24 protein-coding genes, 2 pseudogenes and 2 riboswitches are annotated in these 24,254 nt (G+C 62.0%); of the genes and pseudogenes, 11 read left to right on the forward strand and 15 right to left on the reverse strand.

Annotated elements, in window-relative coordinates; all coding sequences use genetic code 11:
* Positions 1-58: 58 nt before the first annotated feature.
* Together NA637_RS01285 and NA637_RS01290 are read left to right on the forward strand one after the other, a co-directional pair.
* The gene (locus NA637_RS01285; RefSeq protein WP_256070615.1) at positions 59-727 is read left to right on the forward strand and encodes an HAD family hydrolase; all 669 of its coding nucleotides are present in this window, start codon (positions 59-61) and stop codon (positions 725-727) included.
* A gap of 454 nt (positions 728-1,181) precedes the next feature.
* Entirely contained in the window at positions 1,182-2,591 is a 1,410-nt protein-coding gene (locus NA637_RS01290; protein ID WP_256070616.1) for a DegQ family serine endoprotease, read from the forward strand.
* Between the two features lie 76 nt (positions 2,592-2,667).
* Here NA637_RS01290 and NA637_RS01295 read toward each other — a convergent pair whose 3' ends face one another.
* Positions 2,668-2,916 carry a DUF1272 domain-containing protein gene (locus NA637_RS01295; RefSeq protein ID WP_256070618.1) on the reverse strand — a complete coding sequence of 83 codons (249 nt, stop codon included), beginning with the start codon at positions 2,914-2,916 and terminating at the stop codon, positions 2,668-2,670.
* 213 nt (positions 2,917-3,129) lie between these two features.
* On the opposite strand from NA637_RS01295, the gene NA637_RS01300 reads away from it, so the two are divergent.
* Together NA637_RS01300 and NA637_RS01305 are read left to right on the forward strand one after the other, a co-directional pair.
* Positions 3,130-3,297 carry a hypothetical protein gene (locus tag NA637_RS01300; RefSeq protein WP_256070620.1) on the forward strand — a complete coding sequence of 56 codons (168 nt, stop codon included), beginning with the start codon at positions 3,130-3,132 and terminating at the stop codon, positions 3,295-3,297.
* A 230-nt stretch (positions 3,298-3,527) separates the two neighbouring features.
* A riboswitch (glycine riboswitch) is annotated at positions 3,528-3,625 on the forward strand.
* 4 nt (positions 3,626-3,629) lie between these two features.
* A riboswitch (glycine riboswitch) is annotated at positions 3,630-3,717 on the forward strand.
* Positions 3,718-3,778: 61 nt separating this feature from the next.
* The gene (locus NA637_RS01305; protein ID WP_256070622.1) at positions 3,779-5,047 is read left to right on the forward strand and encodes a D-amino acid dehydrogenase; all 1,269 of its coding nucleotides are present in this window, start codon (positions 3,779-3,781) and stop codon (positions 5,045-5,047) included.
* Between the two features lie 151 nt (positions 5,048-5,198).
* Here NA637_RS01305 and NA637_RS01310 read toward each other — a convergent pair whose 3' ends face one another.
* The 4 genes from NA637_RS01310 to NA637_RS01325 all read right to left on the reverse strand — a co-directional run bounded on the left by NA637_RS01310 (position 5,199) and on the right by NA637_RS01325 (position 6,679).
* Positions 5,199-5,540 (reverse strand): FKBP-type peptidyl-prolyl cis-trans isomerase, encoded by a 342-nt coding sequence (locus tag NA637_RS01310; RefSeq protein WP_256070624.1) that lies wholly within the window; start codon positions 5,538-5,540, stop codon positions 5,199-5,201.
* Positions 5,541-5,573: 33 nt separating this feature from the next.
* Complete coding sequence (locus NA637_RS01315) at positions 5,574-5,927, reverse strand: YkgJ family cysteine cluster protein (protein WP_256070626.1); 354 nt, start codon at positions 5,925-5,927, stop codon at positions 5,574-5,576.
* Positions 5,928-5,997: 70 nt separating this feature from the next.
* On the reverse strand, positions 5,998-6,291 hold the full coding sequence (locus NA637_RS01320) for a GNAT family N-acetyltransferase (protein ID WP_256070628.1): 294 nt from the start codon (positions 6,289-6,291) through the stop codon (positions 5,998-6,000).
* A 76-nt stretch (positions 6,292-6,367) separates the two neighbouring features.
* Positions 6,368-6,679 carry a hypothetical protein gene (locus NA637_RS01325; RefSeq protein WP_256070630.1) on the reverse strand — a complete coding sequence of 104 codons (312 nt, stop codon included), beginning with the start codon at positions 6,677-6,679 and terminating at the stop codon, positions 6,368-6,370.
* A 226-nt stretch (positions 6,680-6,905) separates the two neighbouring features.
* On the opposite strand from NA637_RS01325, the gene NA637_RS01330 reads away from it, so the two are divergent.
* From NA637_RS01330 to NA637_RS01350, 5 genes and pseudogenes are all read left to right on the forward strand, one after another.
* The gene (locus NA637_RS01330; protein ID WP_256070631.1) at positions 6,906-9,035 is read left to right on the forward strand and encodes a NosR/NirI family protein; all 2,130 of its coding nucleotides are present in this window, start codon (positions 6,906-6,908) and stop codon (positions 9,033-9,035) included.
* Positions 9,036-9,230: 195 nt separating this feature from the next.
* Positions 9,231-9,395 (forward strand): annotated as a pseudogene (locus NA637_RS01335) (acetyl-CoA C-acyltransferase); the annotation flags it as partial.
* Positions 9,396-9,459: 64 nt separating this feature from the next.
* A pseudogene (locus NA637_RS01340) lies at positions 9,460-9,684 on the forward strand (acetyl-CoA C-acyltransferase); the annotation flags it as partial.
* Between the two features lie 125 nt (positions 9,685-9,809).
* Positions 9,810-10,718, forward strand: a complete 909-nt coding sequence (locus NA637_RS01345; protein WP_256070633.1) for a chemotaxis protein CheV — start codon at positions 9,810-9,812, stop codon at positions 10,716-10,718.
* Between the two features lie 306 nt (positions 10,719-11,024).
* Complete coding sequence (locus NA637_RS01350) at positions 11,025-13,388, forward strand: DNA polymerase II (RefSeq protein ID WP_256070634.1); 2,364 nt, start codon at positions 11,025-11,027, stop codon at positions 13,386-13,388.
* 6 nt (positions 13,389-13,394) lie between these two features.
* On the opposite strand, the gene NA637_RS01355 is transcribed toward NA637_RS01350, so the two are convergent.
* Positions 13,395-13,535 (reverse strand): hypothetical protein, encoded by a 141-nt coding sequence (locus NA637_RS01355; RefSeq protein ID WP_256070635.1) that lies wholly within the window; start codon positions 13,533-13,535, stop codon positions 13,395-13,397.
* Between the two features lie 261 nt (positions 13,536-13,796).
* Between NA637_RS01355 and NA637_RS01360 the strand changes: the two genes are divergently transcribed.
* Positions 13,797-14,003 (forward strand): DUF3079 domain-containing protein, encoded by a 207-nt coding sequence (locus tag NA637_RS01360; RefSeq protein ID WP_045426672.1) that lies wholly within the window; start codon positions 13,797-13,799, stop codon positions 14,001-14,003.
* A gap of 13 nt (positions 14,004-14,016) precedes the next feature.
* Here NA637_RS01360 and NA637_RS01365 read toward each other — a convergent pair whose 3' ends face one another.
* The 7 genes from NA637_RS01365 to NA637_RS01395 all read right to left on the reverse strand — a co-directional run bounded on the left by NA637_RS01365 (position 14,017) and on the right by NA637_RS01395 (position 20,466).
* Complete coding sequence (locus NA637_RS01365; RefSeq protein WP_256070636.1) at positions 14,017-15,984, reverse strand: response regulator; 1,968 nt, start codon at positions 15,982-15,984, stop codon at positions 14,017-14,019.
* Positions 15,974-16,831 (reverse strand): sensor histidine kinase, encoded by an 858-nt coding sequence (locus tag NA637_RS01370; protein ID WP_256070637.1) that lies wholly within the window; start codon positions 16,829-16,831, stop codon positions 15,974-15,976. Before NA637_RS01370 ends, NA637_RS01365 begins: the two co-directional genes overlap by 11 nt.
* Positions 16,824-17,828 (reverse strand): ATP-binding protein, encoded by a 1,005-nt coding sequence (locus NA637_RS01375; RefSeq protein ID WP_256070707.1) that lies wholly within the window; start codon positions 17,826-17,828, stop codon positions 16,824-16,826. The genes NA637_RS01370 and NA637_RS01375 overlap by 8 nt, the downstream gene beginning before the upstream one ends.
* Entirely contained in the window at positions 17,825-18,229 is a 405-nt protein-coding gene (locus NA637_RS01380) for an anti-sigma regulatory factor (RefSeq protein WP_256070638.1), read from the reverse strand. The genes NA637_RS01375 and NA637_RS01380 overlap by 4 nt, the downstream gene beginning before the upstream one ends.
* On the reverse strand, positions 18,226-18,588 hold the full coding sequence (locus NA637_RS01385; protein ID WP_046163671.1) for an STAS domain-containing protein: 363 nt from the start codon (positions 18,586-18,588) through the stop codon (positions 18,226-18,228). The genes NA637_RS01380 and NA637_RS01385 overlap by 4 nt, the downstream gene beginning before the upstream one ends.
* Complete coding sequence (locus NA637_RS01390) at positions 18,588-19,439, reverse strand: STAS domain-containing protein (protein WP_256070639.1); 852 nt, start codon at positions 19,437-19,439, stop codon at positions 18,588-18,590. Before NA637_RS01390 ends, NA637_RS01385 begins: the two co-directional genes overlap by 1 nt.
* 349 nt (positions 19,440-19,788) lie before the next feature.
* Positions 19,789-20,466 (reverse strand): TIGR04211 family SH3 domain-containing protein, encoded by a 678-nt coding sequence (locus tag NA637_RS01395; protein ID WP_256070640.1) that lies wholly within the window; start codon positions 20,464-20,466, stop codon positions 19,789-19,791.
* Between the two features lie 498 nt (positions 20,467-20,964).
* Between NA637_RS01395 and NA637_RS01400 the strand changes: the two genes are divergently transcribed.
* The gene (locus NA637_RS01400; protein ID WP_256070641.1) at positions 20,965-21,291 is read left to right on the forward strand and encodes a hypothetical protein; all 327 of its coding nucleotides are present in this window, start codon (positions 20,965-20,967) and stop codon (positions 21,289-21,291) included.
* Between the two features lie 9 nt (positions 21,292-21,300).
* Here NA637_RS01400 and NA637_RS01405 read toward each other — a convergent pair whose 3' ends face one another.
* Both NA637_RS01405 and NA637_RS01410 read right to left on the reverse strand, forming a co-directional pair.
* On the reverse strand, positions 21,301-23,022 hold the full coding sequence (locus NA637_RS01405) for a bifunctional protein-serine/threonine kinase/phosphatase (protein WP_256070642.1): 1,722 nt from the start codon (positions 23,020-23,022) through the stop codon (positions 21,301-21,303).
* 297 nt (positions 23,023-23,319) lie between these two features.
* Entirely contained in the window at positions 23,320-24,135 is an 816-nt protein-coding gene (locus NA637_RS01410; RefSeq protein WP_256070643.1) for a formate/nitrite transporter family protein, read from the reverse strand.
* Positions 24,136-24,254: the final 119 nt, after the last annotated feature.

The raw sequence follows: 24,254 nt of genomic DNA on the forward strand, positions 1-24,254 counted from the left end.
CGCTGTCTCCAGCCAAGAGTCGCCGCGCGCAACTGCGCATCAACCTTCAGGAGAGCCGATGGCCTCTATCGACCTGCTGATCAGTGACTGCGACGGTGTGATCGTCGACAGTGAAGTCATCAGCCACCGCGTCCTGTTCGAGGCCCTGAGCCTGCATGTGCCCGCCGAGCAGCTGCATGCCGCGCTGCAAGGGACCTTCGGCCTGACCGTCCCGAGCATTATCGATCTGATCGAAAAACGCTTCGACCTGACCATGCCGGAGACTTTCGACGCCGATCTACGCCGGCAGGGCGAGAGGATCGTGGCGGAACAAGTCCAGGCGATCCCAGGCGTGCGCGAAGCGCTACTGGCCATCAAGCTGCCGCTGGCGGTGGCATCCAACAGCCGTTTGCACAACGTTCAAGCATCGCTGCAGCGTGCCGGCCTGACCGAACGGGTGGCCGGCGATATCTTCTGCGCCGAAATGGTCCGTTCACCGAAACCGGCGCCCGACGTCTACTTGCTGGCTGCCGAGCGCATGGGCGTCGCGCCTGGCCATTGTCTGGTCGTCGAAGACAGCCCGACCGGCGTGCTGGCGGCGCGCACCGCGGGCATGCAGGTGATCGGCTTTACCGGCGCCAGCCACATTCCAGCTGGGCATGACCAAGCGTTGCGTGAGCTGGGCGTGGCCGCCGTGATCAATGACATGCGTGACCTGCCCGCAACGGTCGAGGCGCTGGCCCGCTAAGCGTTGGCGTCATTGGGTCGACTCGGCGACGCGGCGGTTGCTCTTGCAGCGAACCGACATGCCGCGATGGCACTCAGACGTGCAGAGGCGGCGCTGACAATGCCGGACGACTATCAGCGGGTGTGTCAGGCTGCAGACGCCGCCGGACTGTTGGACACCTCAAACCAGCAGGGAAAATAGAGCTTTGGGACGTTGAATGCGAGGGCGCTGCGGTTGAAACCTTACTTTTCCTTTACGCCCGCTACACACCCAGCTGACTGTCTTCGGCGTAAAGTCTGGTTCAGGCTGACGGAACAGCCAGCTCCCTTGGGTGGGTTTGCCGCAAACCGGCTGTCAGCTTAGAGTTAGCCATTGTGCATGCGGCAACCCGCTGTTTTTTTTTGACCAGGAATCGGCTGTGGCGCGAGACCGGTCGTGTTTAACCCATTTTTTCATCGTGGAGAGACCAGTCCCTATGATTCTTCGTAGAAACTTCCTGGCTGCCGTGGCCGGTGTAGCGCTGTTTGGACAGACGCTCATTGCCCACGCCGACCTGCCGGACTTCACGCCTCTGGTGGAGGATGCTTCGCCCGCAGTGGTGAACATCAGCACCAAGCAGAAGCAGCCGGTGCGAGGCCAAGCGCAGGCACAAATACCCGATCTTGAGGGCATTCCGCCCATGTTCCGCGAGTTTTTCGAGCGCGGGATACCTCAGTTACCCGAGCGTCGACGCGAAGCTCAGTCGCTCGGTTCGGGTTTCATCATTTCCGAGGACGGCTACATCCTGACCAATAACCACGTCGTGGCCGACGCTGATGAGATCATGGTGCGCTTGCCGGATCGTAGCGAGATGCAGGCCAAGCTCGTAGGGGCCGATCCGCGCAGCGACGTGGCCTTGCTGAAAATCGAAGGGGACGGCCTGCCGACCGTGAAGATTGGCAGCTCCGAAGAGTTGAAAGCAGGGGAGTGGGTGGTCGCGATCGGTTCTCCGTTCGGTTTCGATCACACGGTGACAGCAGGCGTGGTCAGCGCCAAAGGTCGCAGCTTGCCGAACGAAAGCTATGTTCCGTTCATTCAGACCGACGTGGCGATCAATCCGGGTAATTCGGGAGGCCCGCTGTTCAATCTCGACGGCGAGGTGGTAGGCATCAACTCGCAGATCTTCACCCGTTCCGGCGGGTTCATGGGCCTGTCGTTCGCGATCCCGATCGACGTCGCCATGGACGTGGCCAACCAGCTGCGTGAAGACGGCAAGGTCAGCCGCGGTTGGCTTGGTGTCGTCATTCAGGAAGTGAACAAGGACCTCGCCGAATCCTTCGGCCTGGAGCGTCCTGCTGGTGCGCTCGTCGCCCAGGTGATGGATGGCGGTCCGGCTGCCAAGGGCGGCCTGAAAGTTGGCGACGTGATCTTGAGCGTTAATGATAAATCGATCGATATGTCCGGTGATTTGCCGCATCTGGTTGGCGCGATGAAGCCAGGCAGCAAGGCTAAGCTGGAAGTGGTGCGAGATGGCCAGCGCAAGACCCTGAACATTGACATCGGTGCGCTGCCCGAGGATGGCGACGTGCTGGCCTCTGCAGAGGGTTCGAGCATCAACAGCCAGAGCGATAACCGCCTGGGTGTATCGGTGACCGAACTCTCCGACGCGCAACGTAAGGCGCTGGAGATTTCCGGTGGCGTAGTGATCAACGACATCAGGCCGGGCCCGGCAGCGATGATCGGCCTGCGTCCGGGTGATGTCATCACGCACCTGAACAACGAAGCGATAGATTCCGTCAAGAAGTTCAGCCAGGTGGTCAAGGACCTGCCGAAGAATCGTTCAGTATCGATGCGGGTACTGCGCGACGGCCGCGCCAGCTTCATCACCTTCAAGCTGCCGAAGTAAGCAGTCGCCAGCAAGACCGGGAGGCCCGCCATGTGCGGGCCTTCTTGCGCTATAGAGTGTGCGGCTCGAGCGGTTTTCAACCCGCCGGATCGCAGCCCAGCGGCTTGTATACGCGTTGATCCGTGGGCGGGTGGGTGGCGAGTTTGGCGACGGGGCGGCGCGGCCGGGCAACCAGTTCCCCTCCGCAGTTGGGGCAGATGAAGGCCAGCTTCGAAGCGGCGCAGTTCACGCAAAAGGTGCATTCGAAAGAGCAAATAAGCGCCTGCCGCGATCCGGGCGGTAGATCAGCGTCGCAACATTCACAGCTCGGGCGAAGTTCAAGCATTGGGCTGGTTCCTGCGTGATCTTAGTATTGATGCATTCCTGCTCGGGTATGGCACGGCACCGCCCAAGGTGCAAATGGAACCGGTTTGCCACCCGGGTTTCCAAGTACAATGTAGCCGTCAAATGATCGCTTGATTTCCGGTTCTGCGGCGGCAAGCGATGCGCAAAAACTCCGCAGTCAGCAAATCATCGAGCGGCACGGCAGGTGCGGCATATGGCGCTGCTGCTCGACGATCTGTTCGACATCTCCCACATCTCGCTTGGCAAGCGGGTTCTGCGCAAGGAGCAGGTGGATCTGCGAACCGTCATCGAGGCGGCCAGCCTTGGCTGCAGGCTTCGATATTCATATGACCAAGCCGGTCGACCTGAGCCAGCTGATTGAGGTGGTCGGCGGCTGAGGCCAAGCAGCGATGGGGCGGGGCTATCTTCTGTCCCGAAACTGCGGTAGAAACGCGCATGTAGCTGCAACGCGCGCTGATTGTTGCACCGTAGCTGTGCAATTTCAGATCCGGTAGAGTGGCTGCAGTCAGCCGCGGCGAGCGAGTGTCGCTTGGCGCGCACTGTGCAACAGCTGTAAGGGAAGAACTGCCGTGAGCAGCCGCTCATGGCAAAGAAGTGATATCGGGAGAGACTGCAGCGGCTTGGTCGTGTGCAGCGCCGAAGGAGCAACCGCCCCGGAAACTCTCAGGCAAAAGGACCGTTATCACAGGTGAACTCTGAAGAGCCGCCGGGCCCGTCGTCGCCCGTCGCACCGAAGGAGCAAGCGAGCGGCGCTCGTGAAACTCTCAGGTCCAGAACAGAGGGGGCGCCTGATCCGCATGTCGCGGACGGGCTCTGACCCTTGACGTTCTGGAGCTGCACGCATGAAAAAGATAGCTGTCATTGGTGGCGGTATCACCGGCATCACCACTGCCTACGCGCTGGCCAAGCGTGGTTTCGCTGTCACTCTTTTGGAGAAGCATCGCTATGCAGCGATGGAAACCTCGTTTGCCAATGGCGGTCAGTTGTCCGCCTCCAACGCCGAAGTTTGGAATCACTGGTCGACCATCCTCAAGGGCATCAAGTGGATGCTCAAAAGCGATGCACCGCTGCTGGTCAATCCCAAGCCCAGCTGGCACAAGCTGTCCTGGTTCGCCGAGTTCATCGGCTCCATCCCGCAGTACCGCCAAAACACCATCGAAACGGCCCGCATGGCTATTGCCGCTCGGGAGCACCTGTTCGCCTGGGCCGAGGAAGAGGGCATCGATTTCGACCTGAAAAAGGCCGGCATCTTGCACATCTACCGCGACAAGGCCGGTTTCGAGCATGCCGGCAAAGTCTCGACATTGCTGGCACAGGGTGGCTTGCCCCGGCGTAGCGTGACCCCCGATGAGATGCGCGTGATAGAACCAACCCTGGCCGGGCAGTATTACGGCGGCTACTACACCGAATGCGATTCCACCGGTGACATTCACAAGTTCACCCACGGGCTGGCCGAGGCGGCCATTCGCCTTGGCGTCGATTGCCGCTACGGACAGGATGTTGGTCGGGTTGCGACTGACGGCAAGGGCGCGAGTGTGACGATCGCAGCGCCTGGCGGAGAACAAAATCTGCAGTTCGACGGGATCGTCGTATGCGCCGGAACCGCCAGCCGCGCGTTGGCCGCCCAACTGGGCGATCGGGTGAACATCTATCCGGTGAAGGGCTATTCGATCACGGTCAACCTCAACGACGAGACCAGTCGCGCAGCAGCGCCTACCGTCAGCTTGCTGGACGATGAAACCAAGCTGGTCACCAGCCGGCTGGGTGACAGCCGCCTTCGGGTAGCCGGCACCGCCGAGTTCAACGGCTATAACCGCGACATCCGCGCCGATCGGATCCGTCCGCTGGTGGACTGGGTGGCCGAATGTTTCCCCGGCGTCAGTACTCAGAGCGTGGTGCCTTGGGCTGGCCTGCGGCCGATGATGCCGAACATGATGCCCAAGGTCGGACGCGGCAGCTCACCCTGTGTGTTCTACAACACCGGCCACGGCCATCTCGGCTGGACGCTCTGCGCCATTACTGCCGACATGCTGGGTGACGTGGTGAGCGAGTCCATGGGCAGCGCCCGGTCGTCGACTACTGCCGCGAGCGGTCAACCGGCCCACGCCTGACCTGCTTGACGGCTGCCGCTCGGGCTGCAGCCGTCATCGGTATGAATCGCGCCTGTTGGGAGCGGCCGCGGGATTGGCTGCTCTCTCAATTCAATCCCGCAAGCGGGCGGATGCCGCGTTTGGTATGCCTGCTCAGACATCACTCTCATGTTCAGTCGTCACGGGTCAGCACTTCCAACAGCTCGATCTCGAACAGCAGGTTCGAGTTCGGTGCGATGTGCTGACCTACCTGCCGGTCGCCATAGGCGAGGTGGGCGGGGACGAAAAGCTTGCGCTTGCCGCCAACCTTCATGCCCATGAGCCCCAGGTCCCAACCCTGGATAACGCGACCGGTGCCGATCACGCACTGAAACCGCTTGCCGCGATCAGAGGACGAGTCGAAGGTACGGCCGTCTTCGAGTTGGCCACGGTATTGCGTGCTGATCAGGGCGCCTTTGGCCACGGCCTTGCCGTCGCCGAGCCGGATGTCTTCGATCCGCAGTTCGTTTTTCATCGTGTCTCTCGTGATGTCGTTCGGACTACGCCTTTAAACCAGCAATTGACGGGTGCTGGCGATGAGTTGGTGCACCTGCTTTTCCACCCCGGGTGTCGTGGGGATTTCCGGACCGCGGCCGCGCGGGCAGGGCAGGCTGGCCGTGGTGCCGAACAGCCGACAGATCAACGGGCGCTGTTCGTAAGCCTCGCAGCCGTTCGGGCCGAGGTGTACGCAGTTCCAGTGCGCCATCGCCGCGTCATGCTCGGCAACGCTCCTGTGCGGCAAGCGGGCCATTTCTTCCGAGGAGGCGGTGACCGGGCCACAGCAATCGTGGCAGCCGGGTTCGCAGGCGAAACCCGGTATTTGCCGGCGAAGGTGATCGATCTTGCGGTTGGTACAGGTCATGCGAAGCGCTTCGGTTCGGGGCCGGCATGGTACTCGCCTGAGCGGTAAATGCTTGCCCGTCCGCGTGGATTTATTGCGCGGCGATGATGTCGTCCCAAGCGTGATGCCTCTTCACATAGGCCGCAACGAATTCACACATCGGCACGATGCGCTTGCCGCGACGACGGGCGTCGTCGAGTGCTTCGCGAACCAGTTGGCTGCCCATGCCCTGGCCTTCCAGGCTCGCATCGACCTCCGTGTGGGTGAAGACCTGACGGTCACTCTCGTCCTGATAACGGGCGACGCCCAGTTCCTTGCCGTCGACTACAAGGACATAGCGCTGCTGGGACTCGTCGTGTCGCACCACCGCGTTGTTGTCGTTCATGGAATGGATTCTCCCGTTGGCTGGTTGGTCTGGCCGCATGCTGCGGCCTACTGTTCAGAGGTTTGGCGGACGCCGGTCAGAGCCCGTCGACCAGCCGCTTGCCCAGCGCCGTGCCCTGCGCCAGAGCTTCGTCATAGCTGCGGTAATGCTGCGTCTGATCGACGCTCACCGGGACGACGATTTCCGATTCCTTGACCACCTCGGCACCCACGGCCCAGAGGGTCTCGCCAAAGGTCTCGTACTCATAGCCGGTGAGGTGGACGATCACCTCGTGGTCGCGGTAGACCAGCCGGTGGCTGTGCGGAATCTGGTGATCGCTACCGTCAGGAATATGGGCAGGGGCGTCGAAGTAGGGTTGTTCGGCGTCCGGTTTGACTGCCTTGGTCATCGCTGGGCCTCCGTTTGGGTTGTCTAGCTTGGGCCCGCTGACGGCGTGCATCGTTCCGTGCCCAAGGCGTTGGGCGACGGGCGCATATCGAACCGGGTGAAAACGATCGTTCACGGCTGACGATCAGAATCTAAGACTGAAGTACTGGGGTTCCAGTCAGCAAGTCGCATGGCAGGGGCGCGAGCGGTGGGTAGCATGGCTGTATAACAACAGCCAAGAGGCATCCATGACTCGCCGCGCCAGCCTTCTTTTCCGCATGCTTGTACTGCTGAGCGTGCTGGTCAGCCCGACGCTGTTCGCACAGGAGCTGGACGGGCAGATCCAGCAGCTTTTTCCTAAATCCACGCGCATCGAGCCGAAGCAGGACAATCCGCCGGTGTACAGCGTCTATCAGCTGGACGAATTGCTCGGCTATGCCTTCGAGTCCACCGATTACTCAAACCTGCAGGGCTTTTCCGGCAAACCGATCCGTCTGCTGATCGGCATGGACACCCAGGGTGTGCTGGCCGGGGTGAAGGTTCTGGAGCATCACGAGCCGGTTTTCCTGCACGGGCTTGGGGAACAGCCGCTGTTCGACTTCGTCGACCAGTACCAACAGAAATCGATTGGCATACCCATTGTGGTGGGCGGTGGGGCGAGCGAAAGTGAGTCGATTGCCCGCATCGATGGAGTGAGCAAGGCCACGGTGTCGGTAGTGATCCTCAATGAAACCGTTTTGCTGTCGGCCCTGAGCGTGGCCCGCAAGCTGCTCGAAGGATATGCCAGCGGACCCTTGGCCACGGCCAAGCCCGACCTCTATGAACCGCTCGACTGGTCACAGCTGCTGCAGCGTGGCTATCTCCAGCACTGGACGATCAGCCGCGAGGAGGTCGAACGTGCCTTGGGCCATTCCATTGAGGGATACCTGGGTATCGAGCCGGAGAGCGATACGCAGCCCTTCACCGACCTCTACTTTGCCTACCTGAACGCGCCGAGCATTGGCCGCAATCTGTTGGGCGACGCCGGCTTCGCCAAGCTCAACGAGGAATTGAAAGCCGGCGAGCAAGCGGTGCTGGTGCTCTCCTCGGGTATGTATCGCCATGTGCCGGACGACTTCGTGCCAGCCACATCGCCCAGCCGGTTGGTACTGATGCAGAACGACCACACCATTGACCTGTATGACATGAATTTCAACAACGGCGCGGTGACGGACCTGCTCGACACGCCGCTCGAAGAGGTCGAGGTGCAGATCTTCCGCATCAAGACGCACAGTGCGTTCAACCCTGCCGAGCCTGCTGGATTGCGATTGAACGTGAACCTGCAGCGCAACCATCTGATGCAAAGCAGCACGCAGTTCACCCGTGACTTTCAGCTCGACCAGCAGCTATTCAACATTGAAGAGGCACAGGTTGCTGCCGAGCCGGCGCCCATCTGGCTGCGCATGTGGCAGGAGCGCAGGTGGCCGATCGGCGTGCTTGCCGTATCGCTGATCCTGCTGAGCGCAGTATTCATCTGGCAACATCGCATCAGCCGGCACAGCCGTGGTTTCCATCTGTTCCGTGCCGGTTTTTTGTTGTTCACGCTGGTGTTCATCGGCCTGTATGCCCAGGGCCAACTCTCGGTAGTGAACATCTTCACCCTGTTATTGGCGCTGGGGGAGAACTTCGATATCCGGGTATTCCTGATGGACCCGGTGATATTCATCCTCTGGAGCTTCACCTTTGTCAGCCTGTTCATCTGGGGTCGTGGCGTGTTCTGTGGCTGGCTCTGTCCGTTTGGTGCGCTGCAGGAAATGCTCGGCTGGCTGGCCAAGCGCCTGCGCATCCGCCAGTGGAAAATCTCTGATCGGCGCCATCAGCGCTTGCAGTGGTTGAAGTACCTGATTCTCATCGGTCTGGTCCCGACCGCCTTCTATTCGCTGACGCTGGCCGAGCGGCTCGCCGAAGTGGAGCCGTTCAAGACCAGCATCACCCTGTTCTTCGTGCGCTCCTGGCCGTTCGTGCTCTATGCCGTGGTTCTGCTCGGGCTGGGTCTGTTCGTGCACAAGTTCTATTGCCGCTATGTCTGCCCGCTGGGCGCGGGGTTGGCGATGCTCGGCAAGTTCCACCTGTTCTCCTGGCTCAAGCGCATCGATGCGTGCGGCCAACCCTGCCAGCACTGCAAGAATCACTGCGAGATCGGCGCGATCAAGCGTGACGGGCGCATCGATTATGACGAGTGTATTCAGTGTCTGGAGTGCATCGTCATTCTCAACAATGATGACCAGTGCGTGGCCACCATCAGTGCGCGCAAACGGGCAGATAAGGCCGGGCGCCACGCCCATGGCGAGCTGATCGCCTCCGACGCCATGGCCCCGCAACCGCATCCGGCGCCATAAGGCGGGTCACCCAGCCACGCCATGGTCGCCTGACTTTTCAGGTTGGCGACGCGGGCTGACCGCCCGGTTCTGCAATGCTGCACAGCGGTTCTGCGCCGATGGCTATTGTTGCGTAGCCGGACTTCGCTAGGGTCGGGCGATTCCCTGCGCCGGTTCCTGGCGGCGCGCCTGATTCCCTGCTTCGAAGAGGTCCCCATGGCTGAACGTGAAATCGTCGTTGTCGGTGCCGTGCGCACCCCGGTCGGCTCCTTTGGCGGTGCGCTGAAAGATGTCGACCTGATCGCCCTCGCCACTACCGCCTGCCGCGGCGTGCTGGAACGCTCCGGTACGCCCGCTGACGCTGTGGGCCACGTGGTGATGGGCAACGTGATCCCCACCGAACCGCGCGATGGTTACCTGGCGCGCGTGGCAACGGTGGATGCCCTTCGCCGCCCAGGCCTGCGCGGTGATGCAGGAGCTGGGCATGGACCCGGCGCGGGTCAATCCCAACGGTTCGGGTATCTCCCTCGGTCATCCGGTGGGCGCGACCGGCGCAATCATTGCGGTCAAGGCGATCCATGAACTGCAGCGCATTCAGGGCCGCTACGCGTTGGTGACCATGTGCATCGGCGGCGGGCAGGGTATCGCGGCGGTGTTCGAGCGCTGTTGAATCAAGGGGAGCGGTGGCAATTCGTCGGGCCTGCGGCGATTCCACTGAAGATTTGCGCGCGGCAGCCGACAAGGCTGTAGCGAGGTTACATCTCGGCACGAGACCGGCTTTCCACAGGACCCTTCATGAACAACGCATCCGCTAGCGACGCCTTATCGCTTTTGCTGTTCACGCTGCGCAGCGGCAAGCAAATGGCGATCAACCTGTTGAAGGTCAGCGAAATCATTCCGACGCCGTCGCTGACCCGGCTGCCCGAATCGCATCCCCATGTACGGGGCGTCGCCACGCTGCGGGGCCAGCCGTTGTCGGTGATCGACCTCAGCCTGGCTATCGGCATGGCGCCGTTGCAGGACCCCAAAGGCGGCTGCCTGATCGTCACCGAGATCAGCCGTTCCAAACAGGGCTTGCACGTCCAGGCAGTGGTCAAGATCGTGCATGTCCAGACGTCGAAGGTCCTGCCGCCGCCTTACGGCGCGCGCGCCAGCTCGTTCATTACCGGGACGGCGGAAGTGGATGGCGAACTGATCCAGATCCTCGACGTGGAAAAGGTCATTCACAACATCGCCCCGGTCCCGGGCGAGGCCGACATTTCTCAGCTGGATGACCAGGACGCGCAGTTGCTCACCGAAACCCGCGCGCTGATCGTCGATGACAGCCAGGTGGCCATTCACATGTCGGTATCGGCGCTGACCACGATGGGCATCACTTGCCATGCGGTGCGCAGCGCCCGCGAAGCCTTCGAGAAACTCGACAGCCTCAAGGATGGCTACGAGGCGATCAACTGCGTGGTTTCGGATATCGAGATGCCAGAAATGGACGGCTATTCCTTCACCCAGGCACTGCGCAAGCATCCCGACTATGCCTCGATTTACGTGCTGCTGCACACCTCGCTGGACAGCACCATCAGCACCGACAAGGCCAAGGCCGCCGGTGCCAATGACATTCTGACCAAGTTTTCACCGCCCGAAATGACCAAGTGCATGCTGCGCGCGGCGCGAGTGATCCATTTGGGCGAGGATGCGTCGGGCGCCTGAGCGAGTAGAACGTACGGGCCGCACGCCAGCCGGTAAGAGCGAGCTCGGTAGAAAGGAACGGCGCTCAGCTACCTCACTTGCCGAAGCTCGGTCGCGCGTATTGACGTAGAGCGCAGCACACGGCGACCGATGTCCCTGGTGGTTGAGCGTTCGCACGCCAGCAGCCAGAGAGCAAACGAGCCCGTGTTCTCATCCCAGCGGATTTACCAGAAAAGACATCCTATGAGTTGTCCCGTCGCGCTGCCGCCCTCGAGGCGCTGATGCCACGTAGAATGGGCGGCTTCGAATGGGTGAGGTACGCGAACGGTGGATCTGCAGCAGGGTTTCGTGCTGACCCGGCATTGGCGAGATACGGCGGCCGGCACCGAAGTGGAGTTCTGGCTGGCGACTGATACCGGCCCACGCCGCTTGCGCGTGCCATACCAGCCTTCGGTTGCCTTCATTCCGGCGACGCAGCAGCGCAAGGTCGAATTGCTGCTCAAAGGCGAGCGCGACGTCGAACTGCGGCCGCTGAACCTGATCGATTTCCGCCATCGCCCGGTGGTCGGCCTGTATTGCAAGCAGCACCGTCAGTTGATGAATCTCGAGAAGCGCCTGCGCGATGCAGGACTGGATGTGTACGAGGGCGACATCCGCCCGCCGGAGCGCTACCTGATGGAGCGCTTCATCACCGCACCGGTGAGCTTTACCGGCCAGCCGGATGCCGACGGTGTGCTGCTGGAGGCGCAGATCAAACCGGCACCGGGCTATCGTCCGCAGCTCCGGCTCGTCTCGCTGGATATCGAAACCACCATGCGCGGCGAGCTGTATTCCATTGCGTTGGAGGGCTGCGGCCAGCGGCAGGTCTACATGCTCGGCCCGGCCAACGGCGATGGCTCCGGCGTGGATTTCGAACTGGAATATTGCGACAGCCGCAAACAGCTGATCGAACGATTGAACGGCTGGATGGCACGGCATGACCCAGACGGCATCATCGGCTGGAACCTGGTGCAGTTCGATCTGCGGGTGCTGCGTGATCAGGCTCAGCGCTATCAGGTGCCGCTACGCCTGGGCCGTGGCGGGGAAGAAATGGCCTGGCGTGAGCACGGTAGCCGAGGCAACCATTTCTTCGCCGCGGCGGCGGGCCGGCTGATCATCGATGGCATCGAGGCCCTGCGTTCGGCCACCTGGAGCTTCCCCTCGTTCAGCCTGGAAAATGTCGCCCAGACCTTGCTCGGTGAGGGCAAGGCGATCGACACGCCGTATCAGCGCATGGACGAAATCAATCGCATGTTCGCCGAGGACAAGCCGGCCTTGGCGCGCTACAACCTCAAGGACTGCGAACTGGTCACGCGCATCTTCGCCAAGACCGAACTGCTGACGTTTTTGCTCGAACGAGCCACCGTCACCGGGTTGCCAGCCGACCGTAGCGGCGGGTCGGTGGCTGCTTTCGAGCACCTCTACATCCCGCTGATGCACCGCCAGGGCTTCGTCGCGCCGAACCTCGGCGAGCGGCCGCCCGAGGCCAGCCCTGGCGGCTTCGTCATGAATTCTCAACCGGGTCTGTACGAATCGGTGCTGGTGTTGGACTACAAGAGCCTCTACCCCTCGATCATCCGTACCTTTCTCATCGATCCGGTGGGGCTGGTCGAAGGCATGCGCCAACCGCAAGACGGCGACTCGGTGCCGGGCTTCCGTGGTGCGCGCTTCTCGCGTACGCGGCATTGCCTGCCGGCCATCGTCGAGCGCGTCTGGGAAGGCCGCGAGTCGGCCAAGCGCGAAGGCAACAAGCCGCTGTCCCAGGCGCTGAAAATCATCATGAACGCCTTCTACGGCGTGCTCGGTTCCAGCGGCTGCCGATTCTTCGATCCGCGGCTGGCCTCGTCGATTACCCTGCGCGGCCACGAGATCATGCGGCGCACCCGCGAGCTGATCGAAGCCGAGGGCTACAGCGTAATCTACGGCGATACCGATTCCACCTTCGTCTGGCTAAAGCGCGCCCACAGCGACGAGGACGCGGCGCGCATCGGCAAGGGGTTGGTGCAGCAGATCAACCGGTGGTGGCGCGAGCAGCTGCAGCGCGAGTTCGGTCTGCATAGCGCCCTGGAGTTGCAGTTGGAGAGCCACTTCAAGCGCTTTCTGATGCCGACCATTCGCGGCGCGGAGGAGGGCAGCAAGAAGCGCTATGCCGGGCTGGTCACCCGCGCCGATGGCAGTGATGGCCTGGTCTTCAAAGGGCTGGAAACGGTGCGCACCGACTGGTCGCCATTGGCCCAGCAGTTTCAGCAGGAACTGTATCGACTGATCTTCAATCGCCAGCCCTACCAGGACTACGTGCGCAGCTACGTCCAGCGCACGCTGGCCGGCGAGCTGGACGAGCTGCTGATCTTCCGCAAGCGCCTGCGTCGGCGCCTGGACGACTATGAGCGCAACATCCCGCCGCATGTGCGCGCCGCCCGTATCGCCGATGAATACAACCTGCGGCAGGGTCGCCAGCGGCAGTACCAGAATGGCGGCTGGATCAGCTACGTGATCACCGTGGCCGGCCCCGAACCACTGGAAGTGCGGCGCGCACCGATCGACTATGACCATTACGTCAGCCGCCAGCTGCACCCCATCGCCGATGCCATCCTGCCGTTCGTCAACGACAGTTTCAGCGCGTTGGTCGACGAACAACTCGGGTTGTTTTGACCGCGCTCAGCCGAGCTGGCTTTTGCCGAGCACCATGGCCACGCCGGCGAAACACAAGCCGATCAAGGTGACGCTTTCGAAGCCGATCTTGCCCAGCCCGTGCTTCTCTCGGCGAACCGTCGCGATAGGCGATATTCGAGGCAGCAACGAGCCTGAAGTCGTGGCAAAAACGGGCCCTTTGGTGCGGCCGCTTGATTGCGGCAATGACTAAGCAGAGCGGCTCGATTGGCCTGGGTTCAGCTCGCGACGTGCGAAGAAGGGCAACTCGGATGGCCAAGGGATGCGCTTGGGCGCGCAGCCAAGCCGCTACGAACTGGTCGGGAATGGCCGATCTTGAGCCTGGTCAAGTTCAGCCAGCGGAGGCCTGTTTAGCCTGAGGGCTTCCTTCAAGCGAATCCCGAGGCCTGCATGGCCAAGAAATTCCCACTCAACCCGCCGCATCCCGAGCGCATCTGCTGGGGTTGCGATCGCTATTGCCCCGCCGACTCGCTGGCCTGCGGCAATGGTGCCGGTAGGACTCAGCATCCGGCTGAAATGATGGGCGACGACTGGTATGAGTTCGGCGACTGGGGAGACCTGATCGCGGCTGACAAGGCTGGCAAGAACCAGAAATAGCGGCGCTGGTGCTTCAGCCCGATGAGCCAGCAGCGAGCGTTGCTGACTGATCGAGCAGCTGTCGCACTTTGCCGAGCAGCTCGCCGATCTGGAATGGCTTGACCACCATGTCCATTCCGGCAGCGAGAAAGCGATCTCGGCGCACCGCGTTCTCGGCGTAACCCGTCATGAACAGTACCGGTAGAGCCGGGCGATGAGTTCGCGCTGCATCAGCCAGGTCCCGTCCGGAAAGCTGTGGAAGGCCCACGTCCGTCAAAAGCAGATCGACGCTGGTGTCGTCCTGCAGCACCGACAACGCAGTGGCGGCATCGGCGGCTTGGCTGCACCGATAGCCAGCCTCGCTCAGCATCTCGGCTACCAACATGCGGACTGCCGGCATGTCCTCGACGATCAGTACGTGCTCGCCGTTGCCCAGCGGCGTCTCGCTGACCGAGGCGGCGGTCGGTTGGGTGGCAGTGGCGGCGGGTAGCACCAGCGAGACTTCCGTGCCTTCGCCGACAACACTGCTAAGCCTGGCTTCGCCACCGGACTGTCGGGCGAACCCGTAGATCGAAGACAATCCCAGGCCTGTGCCCTGGCCAAGCGGCTTGGTGGTGAAGAAGGGGTCAAACACCTTGCCAAGCACTTCCGGTGCGATACCGGTGCCGTCATCCTCCACTGTCAGCACGACATAGTTTCCATCAGCCAGGTCCGCATCGCCCTCTGACCGCACGCTCGCGGTGCGGATGCTGATGTTGCCGCCACGGGGCAAGGCATCGCGTGCGTTGATAACCAGATTGAGGATGGCGCTTTCGAGCTGGTTGGCATCAACCTGTGCCACCGCGCCTTGCTCGGACAGCTCCAGATTCAGCGATATATGCTCGCCGATGGTTCGCTGCAACAGCTCTTCGAGCGAGCGGATCTGGTCGTTGAGGTCGGCTGGCCGCGCATCCAGGGGTTGCTGGCGGGCAAAGGCCAACAGACGATTGGTCATCGAGGCGGCGCTGCGTGCCGAATTCAGCGCGGTGTCGGCAAAGCGCAGGACCGCATCGGTGCGGCCTTCGTGCAAGCGTTTCTTCAGCAGCTCGATGCCGGTGATGATCCCGGTCAGCAGATTATTGAAATCATGCGCGATGCCGCCGGTCAGCTTGCCCAGCGCTTCCATTTTCTGCGCCTGCATCAGCTGCCCTTCGGTGCGGACGCGCTCGGCAACTTCCCGGGCAAGCTCGTTGGTGGCGTTGTCGAGTTGCTGCCGTTGCGAACGCTCGCGTTGACGCTGCTCGGTAATGTCTTCGATAACGACCAACCCGAGTTCAGAGGCCCGGTATGGCGAAACCTGCCATTCGGTCTCGCGACGCTCCCCAGCCACCTGAATGAACAAGGTGTCATGCCAGCGAGCCCCCCTCGCGAGGCTCGCCCGCAGTGTCAGCAGCTTGGTTTGCTGCCCCTCGGCAAGGCTTGCCGTAAGCGCAGAGGGTTCCGGCTGATTGCCCAGCAGCAGGGCCAGCGCACGGTTGCTTTCGTGGATTTGCAGTTGCGGGTCGATCACCGCGATGGGCGCCGCGACCTGGGAAAAGATTTCACGAAAGCGTGCCTCGCTTTCACGCAGCGCATGCTCGGTGTCCCGCACCCGCAACAGTGTGCGCAGCGTAGCCAGGAGCACGTCGGGATCGACGGGGTGAATGAGGTAGGCGTCGGCCCCCGCATCCAGGCCGGTGATGATATCGCCGGTCTGGATCGAGGCTGCGGAAACGTGAATGACCGGCAGCAGCCGCGTGCGGTCATCGGTTCGCAGCTGCCGTACGATGTCGAAGCCGCTCATGTCCGGCAGATTCACATCGAGGATCAGCGCGTCGATCGCTTCGGTGGCGATCAGGCCCAGTCCTTCGGTGCCCGTTCCGGCTTCGAGCACGGCATAACCGTGGCGCTCGAGCACCCGGCGTATTGCGTAGCGTGTGGCCGCGTTGTCGTCGACGATCAGCAGCCGGCTCTTATGCTCCATCAGCGCGCTCCGTGGAGATCGCCACGGGAATGATTATGTAGAACGTCGATCCCACCCCCGGCTGGCTGTCGACGCCAACGCGGCCACCCAGCAGTTCGGCGAAGCGTTTGCACAGCGACAGTCCCAGGCCGGTGCCGCGCAGACGCTTCTGCAACGGCGTGTCGATCTGCACGAAGTCTTCGAACAGATTGCCGTGCAAGTCTTCCGGGATGCCGATGCCGGTGTCCGTCACGGCGAAGCGAACCTCGCCTTCACCCTCGGCACAGGCAGAAATGCGCACCTCGCCATTCTGGGTGAACTTGAGCGCATTGGAGATGAAGTTGCGAAGAATCTGGGCGAGCTTCTTGTCATCCGTGTAGAGCCGCGGCATGTCGTGTGGCTCCTCGAAAATCAGGTCCACCGCGCTGGCATCGACGATCGGGCGAAACATCCCGCGCAAGGCGGCGAACAGATCCAGCATGTCGAACCAGGCGGGCGATATGGTGATGCGGCCGGCTTCGATCTTGGCGAGATCGAGCAGGTCGTCGACCATGTCGCTGAGCTCGCCAGCAGCGCCATTGATGAACGACACCTGCGTGTGCTGTTCCGGGCTGAGCGGGCCGTCCAGCTCATCGCTGAGCAGACGGGTAATGCTGCGAATGGAACCCAAGGGTGTACGGAACTCGTGGCTCATGTAGGACAGAAAGCGGCTTTTCAGGTCCGACGCCTGTCTGAGCTGCTCGGCCTGGGTGTCGAGTTCGGCATAGAGCGCGAGGACGCCCTGGTTGGTTTCCTCCAGTTCGGCGCGTAGCAGATCGTTCTCGCTGCGCAGCTGTTCGATGAGGTCGTTCCTGTTCGAGTCAGTCACCGAGCTCCTCCAGCGCAATCACCATGACCGTCACGTCATCTCGACCACGGCAGAAGTCGCGGTGCAACAGCGCTGCAATAATCGCCGGGTGGCGGTGCACCAGGCCGGGGTAGTCGCGCAGGTCCCAACGCGACTGCAAGCCGTCGCTGTAGATGATCAATAATTGTTGAGCGTCGACCGGATAATCGAACGCTACAGCCTTGCGGAACTGCGAGCCGACGATACCGGGGTGCGAGGCCAGGCCGCGGCTTTTTTCAGGGGTCAGCAGACACGCCCCGATGTTCCCGATTCCGGCGAAACACACCTTGCCCAGGTCATACAGGGCGATAGCCGCTGCGCCGCCCCGCGAGCCGGTCATCGCCCGGTGCATGTCGAGCATGCTGATCGTGGGGTCGGCAAACGGGTCCTCGGCGAACGCGGCGGCCCCGGCCAGACCGGCTTCCTCAGCGTCTTCGCCATGCCCGATGCCGTCGATGACCAGCGCACTGAGGCGTGGGCCATCCACAGCCAGGTGCCAGACGTCGCCGCAGGCCGGATCGTTCTTCAGGGAATGCTGACTGACCCCGAATCGAAGGGGCAGGGCCGAAACGTGGCGGCGGTACAACTGCGCCAGTACCACCGAGCCTCTGCTGTCGGAATGGATATCGAACAGCTGTGCCTGACGCATCAACGCACCGAGCCCGGTCCCCTGAGTGCCGCCGGTGGAAAAACCATCGGCCAGGCATTGGTTGGGGTTGAAGCCGGGCCCACGGTCGACCGCGATCAGCTCAATGCCCTGTCCGCTCTGCGCCGGGATTCTGCGCAGGTGCAAAGCTCCATGCTGTGCATGTTTGAGCAAGTTGGTTGCCAGCTCCGTAGCCACCAGAGCGACGCGTCCGGCATCGGTCTCATCGAATGCACACCCAACGGCCAGCGATTGCGCGACGCGTCGCGCATGGCCGACCTGGCTTTCGTCTTCGATCGGCAGGACGGTGGTCATTGACCCCTGAATGTTCATGACCATTTAGTGATGCTGATGCGGGTGCCGACGCCGGGCGTGCTGTCGAGCTCGAAGTCGTCCACCAGGCGCTTGGCACCGGTCAGCCCAAGCCCCAGGCCGCCGCCAGAGGTCCAGCCATCGGTCAAGGCCAGTTTGATGTCAGCTATGCCTGGACCCTGGTCACGAAAGGTCAGCCGGATGCCGGTTCGTGGGCCTTCGTCCAGGACTTCCCAGTCCATATCGCCGCCGCCGCCGTAAACGACGGTGTTACGGGCCAACTCGCTGACCGCGGTGACCAGCTTGGTCTGATCGATCAGGCGCATGCCGCAATCCTGAGCCAGCTTGCGGACCGCCTGCCGTGCCAGTACCACGTCCTGTTCGATCCGTACCGGAGTGCTGCCGCTGCGGCGCACGGTCATTTATCGGCCATCCGCTTATGCAGCAACTGCATGCCTCTCTCGACATTGAGCGCCGTGCTGACGCCCTGCAATGTCAGGCCCAGTTCGACCAGGGTAATCGCAACGGCGGGTTGCATGCCGACGACGACTGTCTCCGCGTCCATGATGCTCGACAGACCGGAGATCGAACTGATCATGCGGCCAATGAACGAGTCGACCATGTCCAGCGCGGAGATGTCGATCAGCACCGCTTTGGCGGATGTTGCGCTGATGCGTTCGGCCAGGTCGTCCTGCAAGGTCATTGCCAGTTGATCGTGCATGTCGACCTGAATGGTGACGAGCAGGAACTCGCCCATGCGGAGTATCGGGATGCGCTCCATTACACCGCCTTGGTTACGGTCAGCCCGGAGCGACGCAGCGCCAGCGCCAGCGCGTCGGCAAGAGAAGCCTTGGTGACGATGCCCTGAAGGTCGAGGCCCAGGTGCACGATAGTCTGCGCGATCTGCGGACGTACTCCGCTGATGATGCAGTCAGCGCCCATCAGGCGGATCGCAGTAACGGTTTTCAGGAGGTGCTGCGCCACCAGTGTGTCCACGGTTGGCACGCCGGTGATGTCGATGATGGCAATTTCGGAACCGGTATCGACGATGCGCTGCAGCAGCGACTCCATCACCACCTGGGTGCGTTGCGAGTCGAGGGTGCCGATCATTGGCAGCGCAAGGACGCCATCCCACAGCTTGACCACAGGCGTGGACAGCTCGAGCAGCTCTTCCTGCTGGCGCTTGATGACCGCTTCCCGGGATTTCTGGAAGGTGCGCACCGTGTGCAGGCCGAGTTGGTCGATCAGCTCGGACAGCGCCCAAAGTTGCTCGGCCAGCATCCCTGGCTCATCGGCGTATTCGGTCTGCAACAGCGGCAGCAACGGACGCTTGAAGGAGAAGATGAAGCCAGCGGTTTGCTGCGAATCGAACCCCAGCAGGACGCGGCTGTGGGACAGCTGCTCGAGGAACAGGCGCATCTCTTGCCAGTTTCCCGCCCGCAGATCAGTGGATTCAGCCTGGCCAGCGCCTTCGATCAGCAAACGGATGAAGTCGGCAGTCTGCTGGCGAAACTCTTCGATCTTGACGTTGCGGTACAGGCCGCTGCCTTCGAGTTCGCGGGTCCAGCTGTCGAGCAGCTCGTGCTCTTTCCTGGCGATTACGTTGAATGTGCGTTGTAGCAATGAGGCCATGGGCGGGTCCTTGAGGGAGGTGCAGCGATTGTCGAGTTGGATCCGAATTGCTGACGGGCGTTCCGGTAGGGAACTACTTCTATCCGATACGCAGCCAGACAGCACGAATTCTTTAGCAAGCTGCAGAACGGAACGAGTCGAGTAACCAACCACACCCAACTTGGCAGTGAAGCGCGGCGGGGACCTGCCGCATTGCGCGTGGCCGCCCCGCAGTGCTGGTCATTCCGACGGGCAAGTGGGTGCCGAACGAAGCGTGCCGGTAGCGCGCGTATGGCCCAGCAGGCTTCAGTCACTGGGCCGGTCTGAGTCTGAGCGGGTTACGGAACCGAGCTGAGCCCGGATCATAGCATCAGAACCAGCGATCGTTGCGCTTGCGGCCACGGGTCATGGCTGGAAGGATCAGCCCGACCAGCAGCCCTGCGCCGGCGATACTGCCGCCGTAGACCATGTAGCGCATCAACACCTGATTGTTTTCGTCGCCTAACCGCGCCTGGGCGTCACGCAATTCCGATTCGGTAGCGGTGAGGGCTTCATCCAGGGCCAGGCGGCGTGCTTCCAGTTCATCGATCAGCGCCTTGCGTGAATCCAGGGTCTCTTGCATGCCCTGCACGCGCGTCTTCCAGGAGTCATCGATGGTTTTCAGTTCTTCGCTGAGCTCGGTAACCCGTTGCTCGAGTTGCGGCAGGCGCTCGGCCTGGCCAGGGACTTCCTGCAGGTCGCTGCTGCGGATCCAGACACGATCGCCGTTCTCACCGCGAACCTGGCTGTAGTCTCCGCTGGTATCCAGCAGCTCGACCTTCTGACCGGAGGTGAGGCTGCCAACGATGCGATAGCCGTCGGTGGGCCCGCTGCGGACATAGGTGCTCAAGGTGTCGCTGACCCAGCGGTCGTTGCCCGCCTCTTGAGCGTGGGCTGGCGTGATGACCGCCAGCAGCGTACCCACCAGGCCGGCGCTAAAGGCGCGGCGTTGAGTAGCGGACCAGCAAATACGGGATAAAAGTGCAACGAGATGACGTGATAGGGGCATGAGTAATGTTCGCGCTGGCAAAAATGGAGGCCCTGATGAACGGGCCGAACATAAGCGGAGTTCCGGGCTGGCGAGGTGCGCCAGCAGCGCGTTTCGACAAGTCGAACAGTAGGCGCCGGATGTGCCGATCGTAAGCGGGAGGATGCTTTCTCCCTGGGTTGGGCCAGTGACCCCGTAGTCCTGCAGACTGCACTGACTGCGCGCAGCCATCAGGGTTCATTAAATTTTCATGATTCTGTGGCAGGGCTGGGTGGTGTGGAACGAGGATCGAATCCGAGCTCCCGCTGCGAAGGTAGCTGCGGACGGGCCGCCGTGCTTCTCACTGAGCGGATCATAAAAGAAAGGAGCGCCGCTCTACAGCAGTACAATCACTGCTGTTGGCGAGGTTTTTTCCGTGGGCAACGCTGCAGCGATCGCGCGTCGGCTGATCGGCGGGGCGAATTTGCGAACGCGCCCGGACTCCAAGCAATACAAGCATTAGCTGGAGGTGACCCGACAATGGAATCGTCCAACCCCTCGGTGACCGCGCTGCAGCAAGCGCAGGACATCACGTCGCGCTGGGCCGACGGCGAGCTGGGCGCCGACGAAGCGCAGCATGCGCTCAAATCGGTCTTCGATCACTGGCAGCCCGCTGATGCCACGACCGAGATCGAGCAGATTGCGCAAGCCTCGCTGGCGGCGGCGCGTATCGCCTTTCAGGACTGGCAACAGCGTGGCGAGAATTGCGAGGAGCTGGTGACCCAACTGCGCTGGATTCTCGATCCGTCGAAGGACGGCGTCACCGATCCCGCGCTTAACGTGTACGCGCCACATCGCTCCGAGTGAGGCGGTTGCTTAACGAACCAGCAGCACGATCAGGGTAATGGCCAGCGCCAAAGACACGCCTTTCCAGAACAGCACCGGGTTGCGCTCCAGAAGGGGCGGGCGCGCCTTGTTCAGAAAAGCCTGGTTCGGCTGGCGCAGCTCGAAGACGAACTCCGACAGGTCTTCATAGCGTTTGTAAGGGTCCGGATGCAGCGCCTTGCGCAGTACGTCATCAATCCACGCCGGCACGCCGCGATCGCGTTCGCGGATCGGTTGATAGCTGAGCTTGTTCTGCGCCGCACGGGTGCGGCAACTGGCAACTTGAGTACCGTAGGGCAGGGCACCGGTCAGCATCTGGTAAGTGATCACCGCCAGCGAAAACAGGTCGGATCGGGTGCTGCCACCTTCGCCCAAAAAGTATTCCGGCGCCGTGTACTGGGCAGTGCCCAACAGCTCGTTGCGCTCGATCGGCGAAGCCACTTCCATGATGCCGGCAACGCGAGTGGAGCCGAAGTCGATGATTTTCACCGTGCCGGTGGCGTCGATCATGATGTTGGCCGGGCGCAGATCCTGATGCAGCATTTCCAGCCGGTGAAAGGCGCGAACGCCCTTGGCGATTTGCTCGACGATGCCCCGCACGGTTTCCAGATCCGGGCGGGGATTGTCGATCATCCATTGCGCCAGCGTCTGGCCTTCGATGTATTCGCTGACGCTGTACAGGTAGTTGCGCTTGCGGGTCTGCAAGCAGGGCTTGGCCACATGCGCGCTGTTGATGCGTCGCGCCACCCAGTCTTCCGTGAGAAACCGCTCCAGGTACTGCACGTCTCGTTGCAGGTCCATCGACGGCGTCTTGATGATCACCGGCGCTTGGGTTTCATCATCAGTGGCGAGATACACATGGCTGCGGCTGCTGGCGTGTACCTCGCGCACGATGGTGTAGCCGTCGAATGCCGCGCGTGCCTCGAGCATGGGCGGCAAGGGCAGCTCGGTCAGCTGCTGGTAAAGCTCGTCGGCCTCCTGCAATGGAAGCGCGTCGATGCGCAGGATCTGTACCGTGAGGTTGTCGTCGCTGCCCTGTTCCAGGGCCTGTTCGATGATGGCTCGTGCGGCGGAGTCCAGGTCGTCAGGATGGTGCGCGATGGCGCCGAGCATCGACGCCGCGCTGATGTACTCGTAGACGCCATCGGTGGCGAGAATGAAGATATCGCCGACATCGACAGGCTCGGCGCGGTAGTCCATATCCAGCTGCGGGTGGATGCCCAGCGCCCGGCTCAGGTAGCTCTTGTCTTCCGAGATCCATAGGCGGTGGTCCTTGGTCAGTTGCTCAAGCGCAGTGCCCTGGACGCGGTAGATGCGCGAATCGCCCGCATGAAAGAGGTGCGCCGTGGTCGATTTGATGACCATCGCGCTGAAGGTGCAGACGTAGCCACGATCCGGGTCGAAGCGATAGGGGCTCTGCTGGCCTTGCGCATGCAGCCAGGAATTGGTTGCCATCAGCACCCGCTGCGCCGAGGTCTTCACCGACCAGGCATCGGAGGTGCAATAGTAGTCGGCGAAGAAACCGGTAACCGCGGATTCGCTGGCGATATGGCTGACGGCGCTGCTGCTGATGCCATCCGCCAGGGCAATGGCGATGCCCTTGCTGCTCAGTTGCGGCTCCTTGGGAATGTAGACGCCGTGGAAATCCTGGTTGGTTTTCTTTACGCCCTTGTCGGTGTGTTGGCCCACCGAGACCTTCAGATGGCTGGTCATTTGCTCATGAGATCGGTAGCGCCTGAAGAGTTCCGTTTGCGGCGAGGCGCGAAGGGTCGTTGTGTTTTTGCTGGCGTTGCTTAACCCGTTCCGCATAGCCCCTGATCGCCAGCAAGCTGGCTCCTACAATTTGTCACAGCAACGCCTCGCGCTCCCGACTGCACCAAGCAGCGGGTATCCAGCGCACTCGCTCCGGCCCTCGTCTCTGTTCCGGGTTGCGTTACCGCTGGCTAGCTCTCGCAGGAGCGTAGGAGCCAGCTTGCTGGCGATGCTGTTGGATGTCGCTCGATTGTCGTCTCAGCGTACCAACGCGCGCTTCGGTGCGGTCCGGACGTGGGTGGTGTAGAGCGTCAGGCCGGTGAAGGCCAGGCCACCGACCAGGTTGCCCAGCGCCGTGGGGATTTCGTTCCAGATCATGTAATCCAGGATCGAAAAGTCGCCGCCCATGATCATCGCCGAGGGGAACAGAAACATGTTCACCACCGAGTGCTCGAAGCCCATGAAGAAGAACAGCATGATCGGCATCCACATGGCGATGGCCTTGCCGCTGACCGTTGTGGAGATCATCGCGCCGACCACGCCCATCGAGACCATCCAGTTGCACAGCATGCCGCGCAGGAAGATGGTGGCCCAGCCGGCCGCACCGAACTCGGCATAACCCAGGGTGCGTGCTTCACCAATGCTGGAGATCTTGACACCGACCGGGCCCGGATCGGTGGAGAAGCCCATGGTGAAAACGAAGGCCATCATGAAGGCGACCAGCAGCGCGCCGCCGAAATTACCTAGAAATACCAGCCCCCAGTTGCGCAACACGCCGCCCGTGGTCACGCCCGGCCGCTTGTCCAGCAGCGCCAACGGGGTCAGGACAAAGACGCCGGTAAGCAGGTCGAACCCCATCAAATAGAGCATGATAAAGCCGACCGGAAACAGCATGGCGCCCACCAGCGGCGAGCCCGTCTGCACGGTGACGGTGACGGCAAAGACGGCGGCCAGGGCCAGGATCGCACCGGCCATGAAGGCGCGGATCAATGTGTCGCGAGTGGACATGAAAACCTTGGACTCACCCGAGTCGACCATCTTGGTGACGAATTCCGAAGGAACGAGATAGGACATTTTTCGATTCTCAGTGTGTGTTGGCCGATGATTTCGGCCTTACAGATCCGAATGAGCGCTTGCGCAGGGCCGGTCTTGTTCGGCCGTCTGCCGCGCTGTTGGTCGAATGAATTCGGCCC

The sequence above is a fragment of the Stutzerimonas stutzeri genome (genome assembly GCF_024448935.1).
GTDB classification, from domain to species: Bacteria; Pseudomonadota; Gammaproteobacteria; order Pseudomonadales; family Pseudomonadaceae; genus Stutzerimonas; species Stutzerimonas stutzeri_AO.